Annotated in this window: 11 protein-coding genes; 1 reads left to right on the top strand and 10 read right to left on the bottom strand. The window is 46.9% G+C overall.

The genetic code is table 11. The annotated features are described in order from the left end of the window. The 6 genes from H8711_RS12700 to xerA all read right to left on the bottom strand — a co-directional run. A partial coding sequence (locus tag H8711_RS12700; RefSeq protein WP_249283786.1) for a hypothetical protein occupies nt 1–971 on the bottom strand: 971 nt, incomplete at its 3' end. Between the two features lie 25 nt (nt 972–996). After that, nucleotides 997–4,086, bottom strand: a complete 3,090-nt coding sequence (locus H8711_RS12695; RefSeq protein WP_015564516.1) for a type I restriction endonuclease subunit R — start codon at nt 4,084–4,086, stop codon at nt 997–999. A 17-nt stretch (nt 4,087–4,103) separates the two neighbouring features. Then, on the bottom strand, nt 4,104–5,927 hold the full coding sequence (locus tag H8711_RS12690) for a GmrSD restriction endonuclease domain-containing protein (RefSeq protein ID WP_249283785.1): 1,824 nt from the start codon (nt 5,925–5,927) through the stop codon (nt 4,104–4,106). 23 nt (nt 5,928–5,950) lie between these two features. After that, entirely contained in the window at nt 5,951–6,310 is a 360-nt protein-coding gene (locus H8711_RS12685) for a hypothetical protein (protein ID WP_015564517.1), read from the bottom strand. Between the two features lie 39 nt (nt 6,311–6,349). Continuing rightward, complete coding sequence (locus H8711_RS12680) at nt 6,350–7,504, bottom strand: restriction endonuclease subunit S (protein ID WP_249283784.1); 1,155 nt, start codon at nt 7,502–7,504, stop codon at nt 6,350–6,352. Nucleotides 7,505–7,517: 13 nt separating this feature from the next. Then, nucleotides 7,518–8,501 carry a site-specific tyrosine recombinase/integron integrase gene (xerA, locus tag H8711_RS12675; RefSeq protein WP_120171101.1) on the bottom strand — a complete coding sequence of 328 codons (984 nt, stop codon included), beginning with the start codon at nt 8,499–8,501 and terminating at the stop codon, nt 7,518–7,520. A gap of 37 nt (nt 8,502–8,538) precedes the next feature. On the opposite strand from xerA, the gene H8711_RS12670 reads away from it, so the two are divergent. After that, on the top strand, nt 8,539–9,258 hold the full coding sequence (locus tag H8711_RS12670) for a restriction endonuclease subunit S (RefSeq protein WP_249283783.1): 720 nt from the start codon (nt 8,539–8,541) through the stop codon (nt 9,256–9,258). Here H8711_RS12670 and H8711_RS12665 read toward each other — a convergent pair. The 4 genes from H8711_RS12665 to H8711_RS12650 all read right to left on the bottom strand — a co-directional run. Beyond that, nucleotides 9,255–9,818, bottom strand: a complete 564-nt coding sequence (locus tag H8711_RS12665) for a restriction endonuclease subunit S (protein ID WP_249283782.1) — start codon at nt 9,816–9,818, stop codon at nt 9,255–9,257. The genes H8711_RS12670 and H8711_RS12665 overlap by 4 nt on opposite strands. Then, complete coding sequence (locus H8711_RS12660; RefSeq protein ID WP_249283781.1) at nt 9,808–11,310, bottom strand: class I SAM-dependent DNA methyltransferase; 1,503 nt, start codon at nt 11,308–11,310, stop codon at nt 9,808–9,810. Before H8711_RS12660 ends, H8711_RS12665 begins: the two co-directional genes overlap by 11 nt. A 69-nt stretch (nt 11,311–11,379) precedes the next feature. Next, nucleotides 11,380–11,619: a helix-turn-helix domain-containing protein gene (locus H8711_RS12655; protein WP_006573514.1), complete on the bottom strand. Its 240-nt coding sequence runs from the start codon at nt 11,617–11,619 to the stop codon at nt 11,380–11,382. A gap of 149 nt (nt 11,620–11,768) precedes the next feature. After that, the coding region (locus tag H8711_RS12650) for a relaxase family protein (protein ID WP_249283780.1) at nt 11,769–12,686 on the bottom strand (918 nt) is incomplete at its 5' end.

Raw genomic sequence — 12,686 nt, 5'->3', positions numbered from 1 at the left:
CAGGCTCTTGCGGTGAGCTTGATGTCTACCAGTGATTTGTTCTGCTTGATCCGCTCAATCATGATATGTTCAACGGGGATGCGGGTGTAGTTTTCAAGAATCCGCCATGCCGTAGCGGTATGTACGTCATCAAAGAGAATGATCGCCGTAATCTTCTGCATGACCTCATAATCAAGATTTTTGAGCGTGGCACACAGTTTGTACGGGTCGGAGTTTTCGCAGTCCACCACCAATACGGTTTTCTCGCTGTCATCTATGAAGTCGTAGATATTGTTTTTTACAAAAGCCCCTGCATCAGAGACTTTACTGTATTCCGTGAAGGCGTCGCAATGCCATTGATAAAGCAGGGTAGCAAACTTCTTATCATTATAGAGGACATTACCCTCGTCCATCGGTACCCAGTTGATATACATTTGATAGGGGTAGTAGGAGAGACTGGCGTAATAAATATCGGCAGCATCTTTCGTTCCGTCCTCTGTCAAACCGTTTGGCATGATGAACAGCTCTTTTATGTACGCCCAGTTAATCCAGATTGGAAAGAGGCTCTTGCAGTTGTTAATGCGGTCTGAAATCAGCCGGTTGATCTCGATAATGTGGTGGCAGAGCTTTGTACTCGACTTTTTTATAAAGCTGATTCCGTCATTTGAAAGCTGCTGCATACTGGAAGCCGGGATGATCTCTGGCATTGAAAGCAGCCCTCGATACTCCATTCGCATGATGTCATTTATTTTCCGGTAGTTGCGCTCAATGGCGGTGCGGATGATACATAGATTACGAATGATACGGGCATTTTTATCCTGTTCAAGCCGGTTGTATATCTCTATCTTCGGCGGCTCGTGTTCATTTTGGAAAATACGAAGCGGGACGCCGATCAGGTAAGCGACCTTTGACACAAGCTCATAGGTGCTGTCTTTGTAGGCAATCTGTTCTCCGGCATATTCGATTCCATTCAACATGACTGAATTGCCCATGATCTACTCCTTTCTCGTAGGGGAGTTAAGCGGTCATTACATTGTCCGTCCACATCTCACACTGGCTCATGACAGTCTGGACAGCATCATCCATACCCTCTGGCGGATATTTGTGTTTTTTCAGCAACCTTTTGACCAGGCGGCGCATTCCAGCTCTTGCGCTCTCTTTCTTTTGCCAGTCTATTGTCTGGTTTTTGCGAAGCAAATCTGTCAGTTCTTTCGTGATAGCAATAAGCTCGTCATGCTCGTAAAAGTCCTTGATTGCTTGCGGCTTTGTGAGGGCATCATAGAAAGCAAGCTCGTCCGCTGTCAATCCGAGTTTTTCACCCTCGGCGGCAGCAGCGGCAATGTCTTTCGCCAGCTTGAGTAATTCTTGAATGACTTCCTCGTTGGTCAGCATTCCGTTCAAATAGCGGTTCATTGCGCTCTGAATGATTTCGGAGAACTTTTCAGACTTGACAATATTTGTTCGACGGTAAACAGAGACCTGTTCGGAAATCAGTTTTTTCAGGAGTTCGACTGCAAGATTCTTCTCCTTCATGTTTGCCACTTCTTCAAGAAACTTCGGATCGAACAACGAAAACTCAGTCTGGACATCGGAGAAGAGGTTGATAACACCTTCGCTCTTGATGCTGTGCTTCAAAAGCTCGTTAATGCGCTCATTTACTTCCGGAAGCGTAAACTTCTTTCCGGTACCGCCTGAAACCAAGCGCACGGTCATTGTTCTTACGGACTCGAAGAAAGCTGCCTCCATGCGAGTTTGCTCGTCTACCAAGCTGCTGCACAGCGAAAGTGCCTGCTTGAGAAGCAGGGCTTCTTTGATAAACACATTCTGTGTCTTCTCATGGTCGGGAAGCTCGTACTCTGCAACACTCTTGCCGAGTATGAAGTTCACTCCGCCGCTGATGAGCTTCGCCCTGTCGAGGTCGCTTCCGGTCATGAATTTCTCATAACTGAATCCGTGGAACAAATCTCTGCAAATAGAGAGCTTTTCAAGGAACTTCGGATATGCAGCCTTGCTTACATCTGTATCACCATAGTTCTTCTTGTCTCTGGCAGTATAGTCGTTCATTGCCTGTTTCAGTGCAGCCGCAATACCGACGTAATCGACAACCAAACCGCCTTCTTTATCTTTGAAGACACGATTGACGCGGGCGATAGCTTGCATCAGGTTGTGTCCAGCCATCGGCTTATAGACATACATCGTAGCAAGGGAGGGAACATCAAAGCCGGTCAGCCACATATCCACGACGATGGCGATTTTCAGCGGAGAGTTGTTGTCTTTGAATTTCCGCGCCATATCGTCCTTATGAGCTTTGTTGCCGATAATCTCACGCCATTCTTCGGGATCGTTATTGCCTTGCGTCATGACCACTGCAATCTTTTCCGTCCACGCTGGGCGTAGCTCAAGAATGCGCTTATAAATCTTCATTGCTATGGGACGCGAATAAGCAACGATCATCGCCTTGCCGGTTAGGATATTCTCACGGTAATTCTCGTAATGATCAAGAATGTCATTTACCAAGGAATTGATCGTCTGGTCGGCACCGAGGATTGCTTCCATCTGACCAAGTTCTTTTTTGCTCTTTTCAATGACATACGGATCGGCGTTGTCAGCCATAATGTCATACTCATTATCGATCAGATGGAGGGTGTTCTCGTCGAGTTTCAGGTGAATCACACGGCTCTCGTAGTAGACGGGTCTGGTCGCGCCATCTTCAACTGCCTGTGTCATATCATAGATGTCGATGTAATCACCGAAGACCTCTCGTGTACTGCGGTCTTTTGTGGAGATCGGTGTTCCGGTGAATCCAATGTAGGTCGCATTAGGAAGCGTGTCTCTTATAATGCGGGCAGTGCCGATAACGGTTTTCGCCTCGACTTCGCCGTTGTCCTTCTGCTTGACCACAACCTTCTCATTGAGACCATATTGCCCACGATGCGCTTCATCAGCCATCACGATAATGTTCCGACGCTCCGAAAGAGCTTCGTTGCTTTCTTCAAACTTCTGCATGGTCGTGAAGATTATGCCGTTTGCCTGTCTGTTTGCAAGCAGTTCTTTCAGATTCTTGCGGCTCTCAGCGTGCTGCGGCGTTTGCCGGAGGAAGTCCTTGCAGCGGGCGAATTGTCCGTAAAGCTGGTCGTCCAGATCGTTACGGTCGGTAATGACAACGATAGTGGGGCTTTCTAACGCTTCTTGCAGATAATGAGCATAAAAGACCATAGACAACGATTTTCCGCTGCCCTGTGTATGCCAGAAGACGCCACCCTTACCGTCCGTCACGGTTGCGTGTTTTGTAGACTCAATCGCCTTTTTGACTGCGAAATACTGATGATACCCGGCGAGTATCTTGAAAGTATTCTGTCCATCCACATTAAAGCAGATGAAGTTTTTCACGATGTCAAGGAAGCGGGTCTTCTCAAACAGTCCTACAAAGAATGTGTCAAATGATGCGTGTTGCGTATTCTCATAGCTGCCGTCTGTTGTTTTCCACTCCATAAAGCGGTCTTCGCCGGACGTGATTGTACCAGCCTTTGAAGTGGTCAAGTCGCTCATGACACATACCGCATTATAAATGAACATAGAGGGGATCTCATACATATAGTTCCGGAGCTGGCGGTATGCTGCGGAAGCATCGGTTTCTTCGCGGGACGGAGACTTCAACTCCACAATGACGAGTGGGAGACCATTGACAAAGAGAATCACATCTGGTCTTTTTTCGGAGTTCTCAATGAAAGTCCATTGATTCGCAACTGTGAACTCGTTACTGGCAGGATTTTTGAAGTCTACAAGGTAAACAAGGGTAGAGCGTTCTTCACCCTTGTCATAGTATTTTACCGGGACTCCGTTTTGGAGGTAGTCCATAAAGACCATGTTCTTCTGCAAAAGCGTTCCGGTTTCAAAGTTCTTGAGCTTATAGATTGCCTCCGTCAGAGCGTCCATAGGCAGGCTCTTGTTGATCCGCTGCAAGGAAGGTAGCAGAACATCCTCATAAAGCGGCGAGTGATAATCGCGCTCCACGTCCGGTCCATAGATATAGTTATAGCCCAGTTCTTCATTGAGAAGCTGCAAGACAGCGTTCTCGTAATTTGATTCTGTAAAATATCCTGCCATAGTTTTGTCACTCCCTTTTACGCCAGACTCGCCCCAAACTGATCCAGCGTATTTTCTGCATCTCTGTCAGTGACAGGCTTATTCATTGCCTTTTCAATCAGATTGAGAAGACTCTTTGCTCTGTCAATGAAGTAGCCATTGAAGTTATCTGCCTTCAATTCCGAATAGTCGATAAAGTGCGATTCTACCCGTGCTTGAAGTTCATCCTCGTTCAGTCCATCAACCTTCTTTAGAATTGCCCCCAGATACTCACTCGGCGCATTTCCGCCAATCGAGCGGTTGGTGGCTGGGAGAATCGGGGTCTTGTTAATGATGGAATTATACCGTTCGCGCTTGATGCCCATTTTCTCGCAATATGCTTCCGGGAAGATATGGTGAATGTCCGGAGACTCAAGCATACTGTTCACAATGTCAATCGTCGTGTTATTCATAAAATCACGGCATTTCTCCTTATAGAGAAGAGCCATAATCCCCTTATAAGCAGCACTCAAGCGAGTTTGAAGGGTCAGCAGCCGCGTAGAAGAAAAGACTGCGCTGTTAATCGTGTGCATTGCATTCGGACGTCCATTGACCTCTTCAACCATGTCCTCAATGTCATAGGCATAGCGGGTTTCGTTCGCACCGCCATACATCTCACCCAAAATCCCGCACCAATACCAACGAGAAAGCGTTTTGATTGTGTTTGGCTCATTGCATTTGGATTTTCCGAGAACAGCGCAGATTGCCGCAAGTGGAATCAACTGCGTTGTATAGGGCAAATCTCTTTGACGGAAAACGCACTGATCCCGAAGAAGAAACTCCTTTGCGATTTTGAAACCTGACAGCACTGCATCCCGGTTCGCTATGTACGATTCATAAGGAAGTCCCAGAACATCTTTCTTTTTGCAGGAGATTGTGTTTGTCTTTCCAGACTGCTTGTTCAAATAGCTTGTATAGAGACAAACCGTTGTCAGGAAGGTAGTCTCATCAATCCCATCGAACAGGTCTGTTCTCAGCGTGTCACCGAAACCGCAAATTGTATTTCGACACTGCACCCAGTCTTTTCTCAGGTCAAAGTCTCTTGTGGCATAAGTTGCGGTAACAAGCTCAAACACCGTGAGAGGAACACCGCCAGTATTGACGTTCTCAAACACCTTGCACACTGCCTCTCGCGGCGTGGACTTGTCCAGTGTAATCACAGGCAGCTTATACCCGGAAATTGTATTCAGCACATTCGCTTGGAAACGCTTGAACTCGTCCATTGCTTCCGGCTTCATTCCGTAGTGCGTCATGTAGCCCATGAACCAGTCCATAACTGCGTTGCTGTCGAATACGATATTGACCGGAAACAGCTTGTTCTCGTATTCATATTCTCTGGTGGAGAGATCGAGCTTCACATCCCGGTCAAAGTTCTCTTTAATCTTGCGGTCTTCCGGAATAGACAAGACTGCATCAAAACGATCCTCATCATCGTCGAGGCACTTCTCCATTGAGAGATAGTAATAACGCTTAATAGCCTTGCCTTTTTCTGTTTTGGTCGAGACCGGCTCTTTAGAGGATGTTGCCTGATAGATGGAAGTAAGTCGCTGCTGTCCATCAAGAATCAAATGCTCCGGCTTTACTGAGACGCCTTTTACGCCCGTAATTGTGCGGTATTTGAATTGAATGTCCGGATTACCGTATTGTAGCCGCATAATGGCACCCATAGGGTAGCCTTGCGACAAACTTGCGATAATTCCTCTAATTCGGTTATCATCCCAAGTCCAGTCGCGCTGAAACTCCGGCAACTGCATTGAGCCGGACTTAACCTCCGCTAAAAGCTGACTTAGGTTTGTATCAAGAGATTGTGGTGAAATAATCACGTCTGCGCCTCCTTCATTGAGTTTTACTGATCGGACGAGCCCAGTCTGCTTTCCAAATCTGAAATATCGCTGCGGATGGAAGAGATGTCCGACTCAATATCGTCAACCCGCTCGGATAAAGAAGCCTGCTGACTTTGAATGTACTCCATTTGTGAGTATAGACCTCGCACTGCCAGAATCAATTCTACCATAAGCCCCTTATCATCGAGGGAGAGAAGACGGTCTTTTTCAGCCTGTATCTTTTCCGCCTCCTGTTGAAGCCGCTCTTTCTCACGAACTGCTTCTGCTGCGGCTTTCTCAAGACGAACCCGTTCCTTTTCAAGACGCTTTTTCTGGCGCTCGTCTTTGCTTTTTTTCAAGCTCTCCTGAACTTTATCAAACATGGTACAACCTCCAAATCAGGTAAACGATAATTTAGCGGCTTAGAGTTGGACGGCGGAGACATCAATCTCGCCGGACATGAGCTTAGGTAGCAATGAATCCCGTAGTGTTGAAAGTCGCAAGTTTTCGATGTTGTTGTTAAGTACCTCCTGAAACATGGGTTCTGCAACACGGAGAAACGCCGTAGCATCATCATCAGAGAGTTTCATGATTTGCTCTGATTCAAAATCTCTGGTGGTAATCGCATCAAATACGGCTCCACTTGCTTTGTGCTTGAGCCTATCAACAGCTTTGAGTGTGTAGAAATATACAAGAAGTTGATGCGTCTCTTTACCGACAAGCGCGTAGCAGGATTGGTTCATGGCCATCGGAACTCCGGACATACCAACTTTACCAACAGTGCCTCTTGCAGTGACGAAAACGGTGTTCACGGGATACAGTCGGCTGTTACAATGTGAAAGACCTTCTTTTGAGATAGTCTTTTCTGTGATAAGGGTGTATGGTATGCCAACATCTTTTGGGGTAAAGAAGGCAATATTACCGTTCCAATAAGTGTTTTCGCCTGTTTTCGGTGTCCCACCGCCGAGTATCTGTATCAAATCGGTGAATCTAACCTCGGTGTTTGACCGATCATAGAGGCTTGAAAACAATGCGGCTGCTTGCTGCTGTAAATTATCGTTTATCTGCTCGTTGCAGGTGATCTTATCTTCGAGGCATTGCATCGTTTGTACGATAACTTCTTGTACAGCAAGCGAAGGAACGGGTATGGTCAAATTGGCAACTTCGGAAAATGTAATCTGAGGGAATGTGCCAGATCGCGTTTCAGCTAACAGTTGAAGTTCTGCAACTGTGGAACTATTCTTCAAGAAATAGTATAGGTACTTAGGAGATACCACATCCTTTTTTGCACGAATTACCATCAGTTTAGTTGAAGCGATATAGTCTATGGGCGAAAAATCCACATAGGCAAACCGCCTGTTCTGTGGACGGATCTCGCTATATAAAATATCGTCTCGCTGAAAAGTCTTCTTGAACTGCCCTTTCAAATTGGAGTTTGGAACTCGTTCGTGGTTGAGAAGTCTACCCTCTAAAACGTCCGAGGTATTGATAAGCGTCACCATATTCTTTTTTTCGCGATAAGTGTCCGAAATAGACGAACAAACTTCACCAACGGGCATATATATTGTTCCATTCATACTACCCACCATCCTAACCGATGTATTTTCTATGTGCCAGCTTCACATTCTGCTGTTTCACCATTGCATAGTGCATGGTGGTGTCGATTTTCTGATGCCCTAAGAGCTGCTGGACTTGCTCTATGGGCATTCCTTTGTCTATGGCAGTTGTAGCCAGTGTACGCCTGAACTTGTGAGGGTGAACCTTCGGGATATTCAGACGCTTTCCCAGCTCCCGAAGGCGTGTCTCCACTCCGCCAATCATCAATCGGTCAAAGGGAGCTTTCAGGGAAACAAACAAAGCTGGGTTTTCATCCGTTCGCCCCTCAAGGTAGTTTTGAAGGTGGATTTTCGTCCTTGCGTCGAAATAGACCAATCGTTCTTTATTACCCTTGCCGATAACAACGCATTCGCGCTCATTGAAGTTGATGTCTTCGCGGTTTAGTGTGACCAGCTCACCAACACGCATTCCAGAGGAAGCCAGAAGATCAATCATCGCCAAGTCTCGTGCTGTTGTGCAGTTGTCACGCATCAGCTCTAACGCTTCATCGGTGTAGGTGTCCTTGACCACCTTTGCAGTCTTAACTTTGTGAATCCGGCGTACCGGGCTTTTCACAATGAAATCCTCATCTTCAAGCCATGAGAAGAAGCTGGACAGTATCCGGCGGATGTTGTCTATGGTCACTTTGCTCGACCTACGCTGAACTTGATAGTTTGTCAGATAGCGGCGCAAATCATCTGTGGTGATCTGTCGCACAGCCTTTCCAACTCCGGCAATTAGAGCCTCAATCGTCTTCCGGTAGTAGCTCAGGGTTTTCTCCGAACAGCCTTCGATCCGCTTTGCCGTGATAAATGCTTCGACTGCATCTGCTTCGTCTGCTGGAATTGAGCCACTATCATAGGTGATCGTTGCCCCTTCCAATGTCTCAGCCATTGCATCCCGAAGGTGCATGAGCTGTTCGTTGTTAAGATACGGCAGCATTTTTCGCTGTATCTCCGTGATGAGTTGTTCTGTCATTGTCGTGTCTCCTTTCGAGGTAAGAGAACGACATTCAGTGGCAGTCCCTTTTGCAAAACTCTCGCCACTGGTGAGAGTTATTCAGACGGTAAACGATAATTTAGAGCAGCAAGCTCAATCCTATTTTCAAGAATTATTTGTTGATAATGCTGATCCAGAATGGGCTATCGGAACAATTAGCGATCTTGGTACTGTTGTTGGAGGCAGTACACCTTCAAAAGCTAAACCTGAGTATTACACGGAGTCCGGTATAGCATGGATAACCCCGAAAGATTTATCTATCAACAAGTCGAAGTTCGTTTCTCATGGTGAGAATGACATAACTGAACTTGGTTTGAAGAACAGCAGCGCAGCAATCATGCCAGAAGGAACAGTGTTGTTCTCATCTCGTGCGCCAATAGGTTATATTGCTATCGCCGCTGGTGAAGTAACAACAAATCAAGGTTTCAAATCGGTTGTGCCTAAGCCGGAAATTGGAACACCATTTGTTTACTTCTTTTTGAAAAACACTCTCCCGGTCATTGAAGGCATGGCATCCGGGTCAACATTCAAAGAAGTATCTGGCAGCACTATGAAAAATGTCCCGGCGGTTATTCCTGACGCTGAAACTCTTGCCAAATTCAGCGACTTTTGCGCTCTCATCTTTGCACAGCAACGTATTTTGGAAGAGCAGAATCAATCGCTTGCGACATTGAGAGATAATTTGCTGCCCAAACTGATGTCTGGCGAGATCGATGTGTCTGCTGTCCAGCTCTAAGCTGCTAAATTATCGTTTAGCTCTTGATTGTTCACAATCTTTTTTTGGATTGTGGAAATAATCTCGACAACACATTTCTGAATACTTAATTCAGGCAATACGACCTCAATCTGTTGAAAGGTCGAAGATGGTCTCGCCAATGCAGGGACGCCAACCTGTGAGGCATTGCTTAGAAGTTTATGCTGTCCTATTGGAGTGTGGAAGTAATAGACAAGGTATTCGGGCAAAACCTTGTCGTTGCATCGCACCCTAAACTGAGATTGCGAAATCACATACCGGTCATATTTTGAATCTTGAGGAATAAACACTATTTGCCCAAGCGTTCCTCGATGCGTTATTACTATATCGCCTCGATGCGCATTTGCCTTGTTAAGAGAATCAGCTTTTTCCTTTGTGACGAAGCGGAACGCCTTTTCAGATAAAGAAAATCCTTCAAGATTGCTGCCATTTAGAACAGGTACTCCACTGTCCACAAAACACGAGACTTTAATATTTGAGCCGAATGGACCCATCGCAATTTCATCAATTAGGTCAGCAACACGATACGTCTCATAGCTCATATCCAATCGCCCCCAGTCGTTCTTTGATCTGAGCTTCAAGCTCATGAGACTTAGTGAAAAGCTCAGACAGTTCAGAAGTCAGGCGTCCCATTTTCTCTTCAAACGGCTCACCGTCATCTTCCTGTTCCTCAATGCCAACATAGCGTCCCGGTGTGAGAATGTAATCCTGCTTTGCAATATCCTGCGTTGTAACAACAGCACAGAAGCCCTTTTCATCTTCAAGCGTTCCTTCAACGAATGCGTTGTAGGTGTCGGCAATTATCTTGATGTCTTCATCCGTCAGTTCGCGCAGCTTCCGCGTAACCATAGTGCCGAGTTTCCGTGCGTCGATGAATAGTGTCTTGCCTTTCTGCTTCTTGTTCTTTGCAAGGAACCAGAGCGATACCGGAATCTGCGTCGTGTAGAATAACTGCGTCGGCATTGCGACGATACAGTCCACAAGGTCGGCATTGATAATGTTCTTGCGGATTTCACCTTCACCGCCGGACTGTGAGGAAAGCGAACCATTTGCAAGCACCATGCCGATACGTCCATTCGGAGCGAGATGCCAGATCATGTGCTGCAACCATGCAAAGTTGGCGTTGCCAGCAGGAGGCGTACCATACTGCCAACGGACATCATCAACGAGTTTATCCGCACCCCAGCCGGAGAGATTGAAGGGCGGATTTGCCATAATGAAGTCTGCCTTGAGCTGAGGGTGGCAATCGTTAAAGAACGTGTCCGCATTAAACTTGCCGAGGTCGGCTTCAATACCGCGAATGGCAAGATTCATCTGCGCCATCTTCCATGTGGTCGGGTTGGAGTCCTGACCAAAAACGGAAATCTTGTTGATGTTGCCGCCGTGATTCTCGATGAACTTTGCGGACTGAACAAACATACCGCCAGAGCCGCAGCACGGGTCATAAACACGCCCATTAAACGGCTGCAACACTTCAACAAGGGTACGCACAACGCAAGAGGGAGTATAGAACTCACCGGCAAGTTTGCCTTCTTGCTCGGCAAACTTGGAGAGGCAATATTCGTATGTGCGACCAAGAATGTCCTTGCTGTTTCCATGCTCGATCATCTGAATATTGGTGAAGAGATCAACCACTTCACCAAGACGCCGCTTGTCCAGCTCTGGACGGGCGAAGTTCTTAGGAAGAATATCTTTGAGACGCTTGTTTTCTTTCTCGATACTGCGCATTGCGTCATCAATCACCGTGCCAATTTCCGGCGTGTGAGCGGCAGCAGCAATCGCACTCCATCGTGCATTCTCAGGGACAAAGAAGATGTTTTCGGCAGTGTATTCGTCCTGATCCTCTTCAAATCCATCGCCTTCTTCAACCAGTTCCTTGTACTTTGCCTCGAAGCGATCAGAAATGTATTTCAAGAAAATCAATCCGAGGACGACGGACTTGTATTCGGATGCGTCGATGTTTCCGCGCAGGACGCAAGCCGCGTCCCAGATTTGTTTTTCAAAGCCGATATTGCTTGTGTTATTCTCAGCCATTTCAGCAACCTCCAAAGTTATAGTTTCACACTTACTATTCTACAAAAAGAGCTGTACGAAAAACCGGACTCAGTTCTTGTCCGTTCGCACAGCCTCACATATATCTCCGATGTCACAGTTTAAGTAATCACAAATGCGCAGCAAAATAGAGAGGGACACTTCTTCCCCCTTATTCAGTTTTGTCCATGTTCCGGCAGACAACCCTACCTCATGTCGTAGAGAAGCCTTCTTTATGTCGCGTTCCAGAAGAAGCATCCATAGTTTCTTATAGCTTATGCGCACGGCAACCATCCTTTCGCTTGCTTGCATTCAACATCACTTATAATATTATACTGGATTTCATTCTCAAAAGCAATTCGTTGATGCAGAAATTAAAGAAAAAGTTTCAATTTCTCGAACCTTCTCTCAAGGATGCAGGGCATCTCCGGTCAACAGGAGATGCCCTGCTTTTGAAAGGACTATTCGCGCTGTGTGCTGCGCCGATGATCACGGTCATGGTCAGCAGAAGGAGAGAGGAACGTATCAACATTAGACTTGATCGTCTCTATTTGCTTTGCTTCTTTTTTGAACCTGTTCCGTTCAGCATATAGCCGTTCCTGTTCTTCAAAGAGCTGCGCTTGCTCCGCTTGCAGCGTCTTCAAGCTCGGCAGTTTTTCATCGCCCTGCATAGCAAGAAGTGTACTCCGCGCCGCCTCAAAGATCACAAGCTCTGCCTCATGCTTTGCCTTGAACCCCGGCTTGTCTTTTGCCTTCTGGAAGGCGTCATATACAGGCTTGAGCCGCTGGTAGTTGGAGATATTTTTGATGAGCGGCTGGACTTCCCGCAGTCGTGCTTCAACGCCTTTCAGTTCCTTGCCGGTGCGGTCATAGGAGCTGTGAACGTCCTCGACCTTTTTCTCAAGATCGGCGTATTGGAGCAAGTTGTTTTCCGTGAGATAGTTGAGTGTCCGTGCAGCTTCTTTGAGGATAGTGAGCTTTGCTTTATATTCGTAACCCTTGCTGTCGATGAGCCTGATCCGCTCCTGAATATCTCCAATGAGAGAGATGCCCTTCGGCGTGGTCTGTCTCTGACTTCTTCGGGGCGTCCGTCCGGCAATCCGTTCCTTGATGCGTTCCTCGGTGTAGTTCTCTCCGATGGTTTTAGACCGGGTAAACCGCTCCTGACCTTTAGCGCGGAAGGAGATGTATTTGCCGGTCTTGATTTCATAACCGGCTTCCTGCATGAGCCGCAGAAAGTCATCGTAGTCCTTCGCTGTAATGACAAGCCGGTCGATGGTCTGCTTGAGTTTCTGCTTCCAGCTCGTGCCGCGTTTGGCTTCGGTGTACTCCTTGTAGCCCATGCCCTTGTTCTGAGAGGGAGGGATAACAGAGAGACC

Source organism: Ligaoa zhengdingensis (assembly GCF_014384885.1).
In the GTDB taxonomy this organism is placed as follows: Bacteria; Bacillota; Clostridia; order Oscillospirales; family Ruminococcaceae; genus Ligaoa; species Ligaoa zhengdingensis.
The sequence above is the reverse complement of the archived record's forward strand: the minus strand, read 5'-3'. Positions and strand labels throughout refer to the sequence as shown.

What these genes read in the sequence shown, in the direction of transcription:
- H8711_RS12695 (WP_015564516.1), bottom strand. Translation starts at nt 4,086, where the DNA reads ATGGCAGGATATTTTACAGAATCAAATTACGAGAACGCTGTCTTGCAG.
- H8711_RS12685 (WP_015564517.1), bottom strand. Translation starts at nt 6,310, where the DNA reads ATGTTTGATAAAGTTCAGGAGAGCTTGAAAAAAAGCAAAGACGAGCGC.
- H8711_RS12680 (WP_249283784.1), bottom strand. Translation starts at nt 7,504, where the DNA reads ATGAATGGAACAATATATATGCCCGTTGGTGAAGTTTGTTCGTCTATT.
- xerA (WP_120171101.1), bottom strand. Translation starts at nt 8,501, where the DNA reads ATGACAGAACAACTCATCACGGAGATACAGCGAAAAATGCTGCCGTAT.
- H8711_RS12665 (WP_249283782.1), bottom strand. Translation starts at nt 9,818, where the DNA reads ATGAGCTATGAGACGTATCGTGTTGCTGACCTAATTGATGAAATTGCG.
- H8711_RS12660 (WP_249283781.1), bottom strand. Translation starts at nt 11,310, where the DNA reads ATGGCTGAGAATAACACAAGCAATATCGGCTTTGAAAAACAAATCTGG.
- H8711_RS12655 (WP_006573514.1), bottom strand. Translation starts at nt 11,619, where the DNA reads ATGCAAGCAAGCGAAAGGATGGTTGCCGTGCGCATAAGCTATAAGAAA.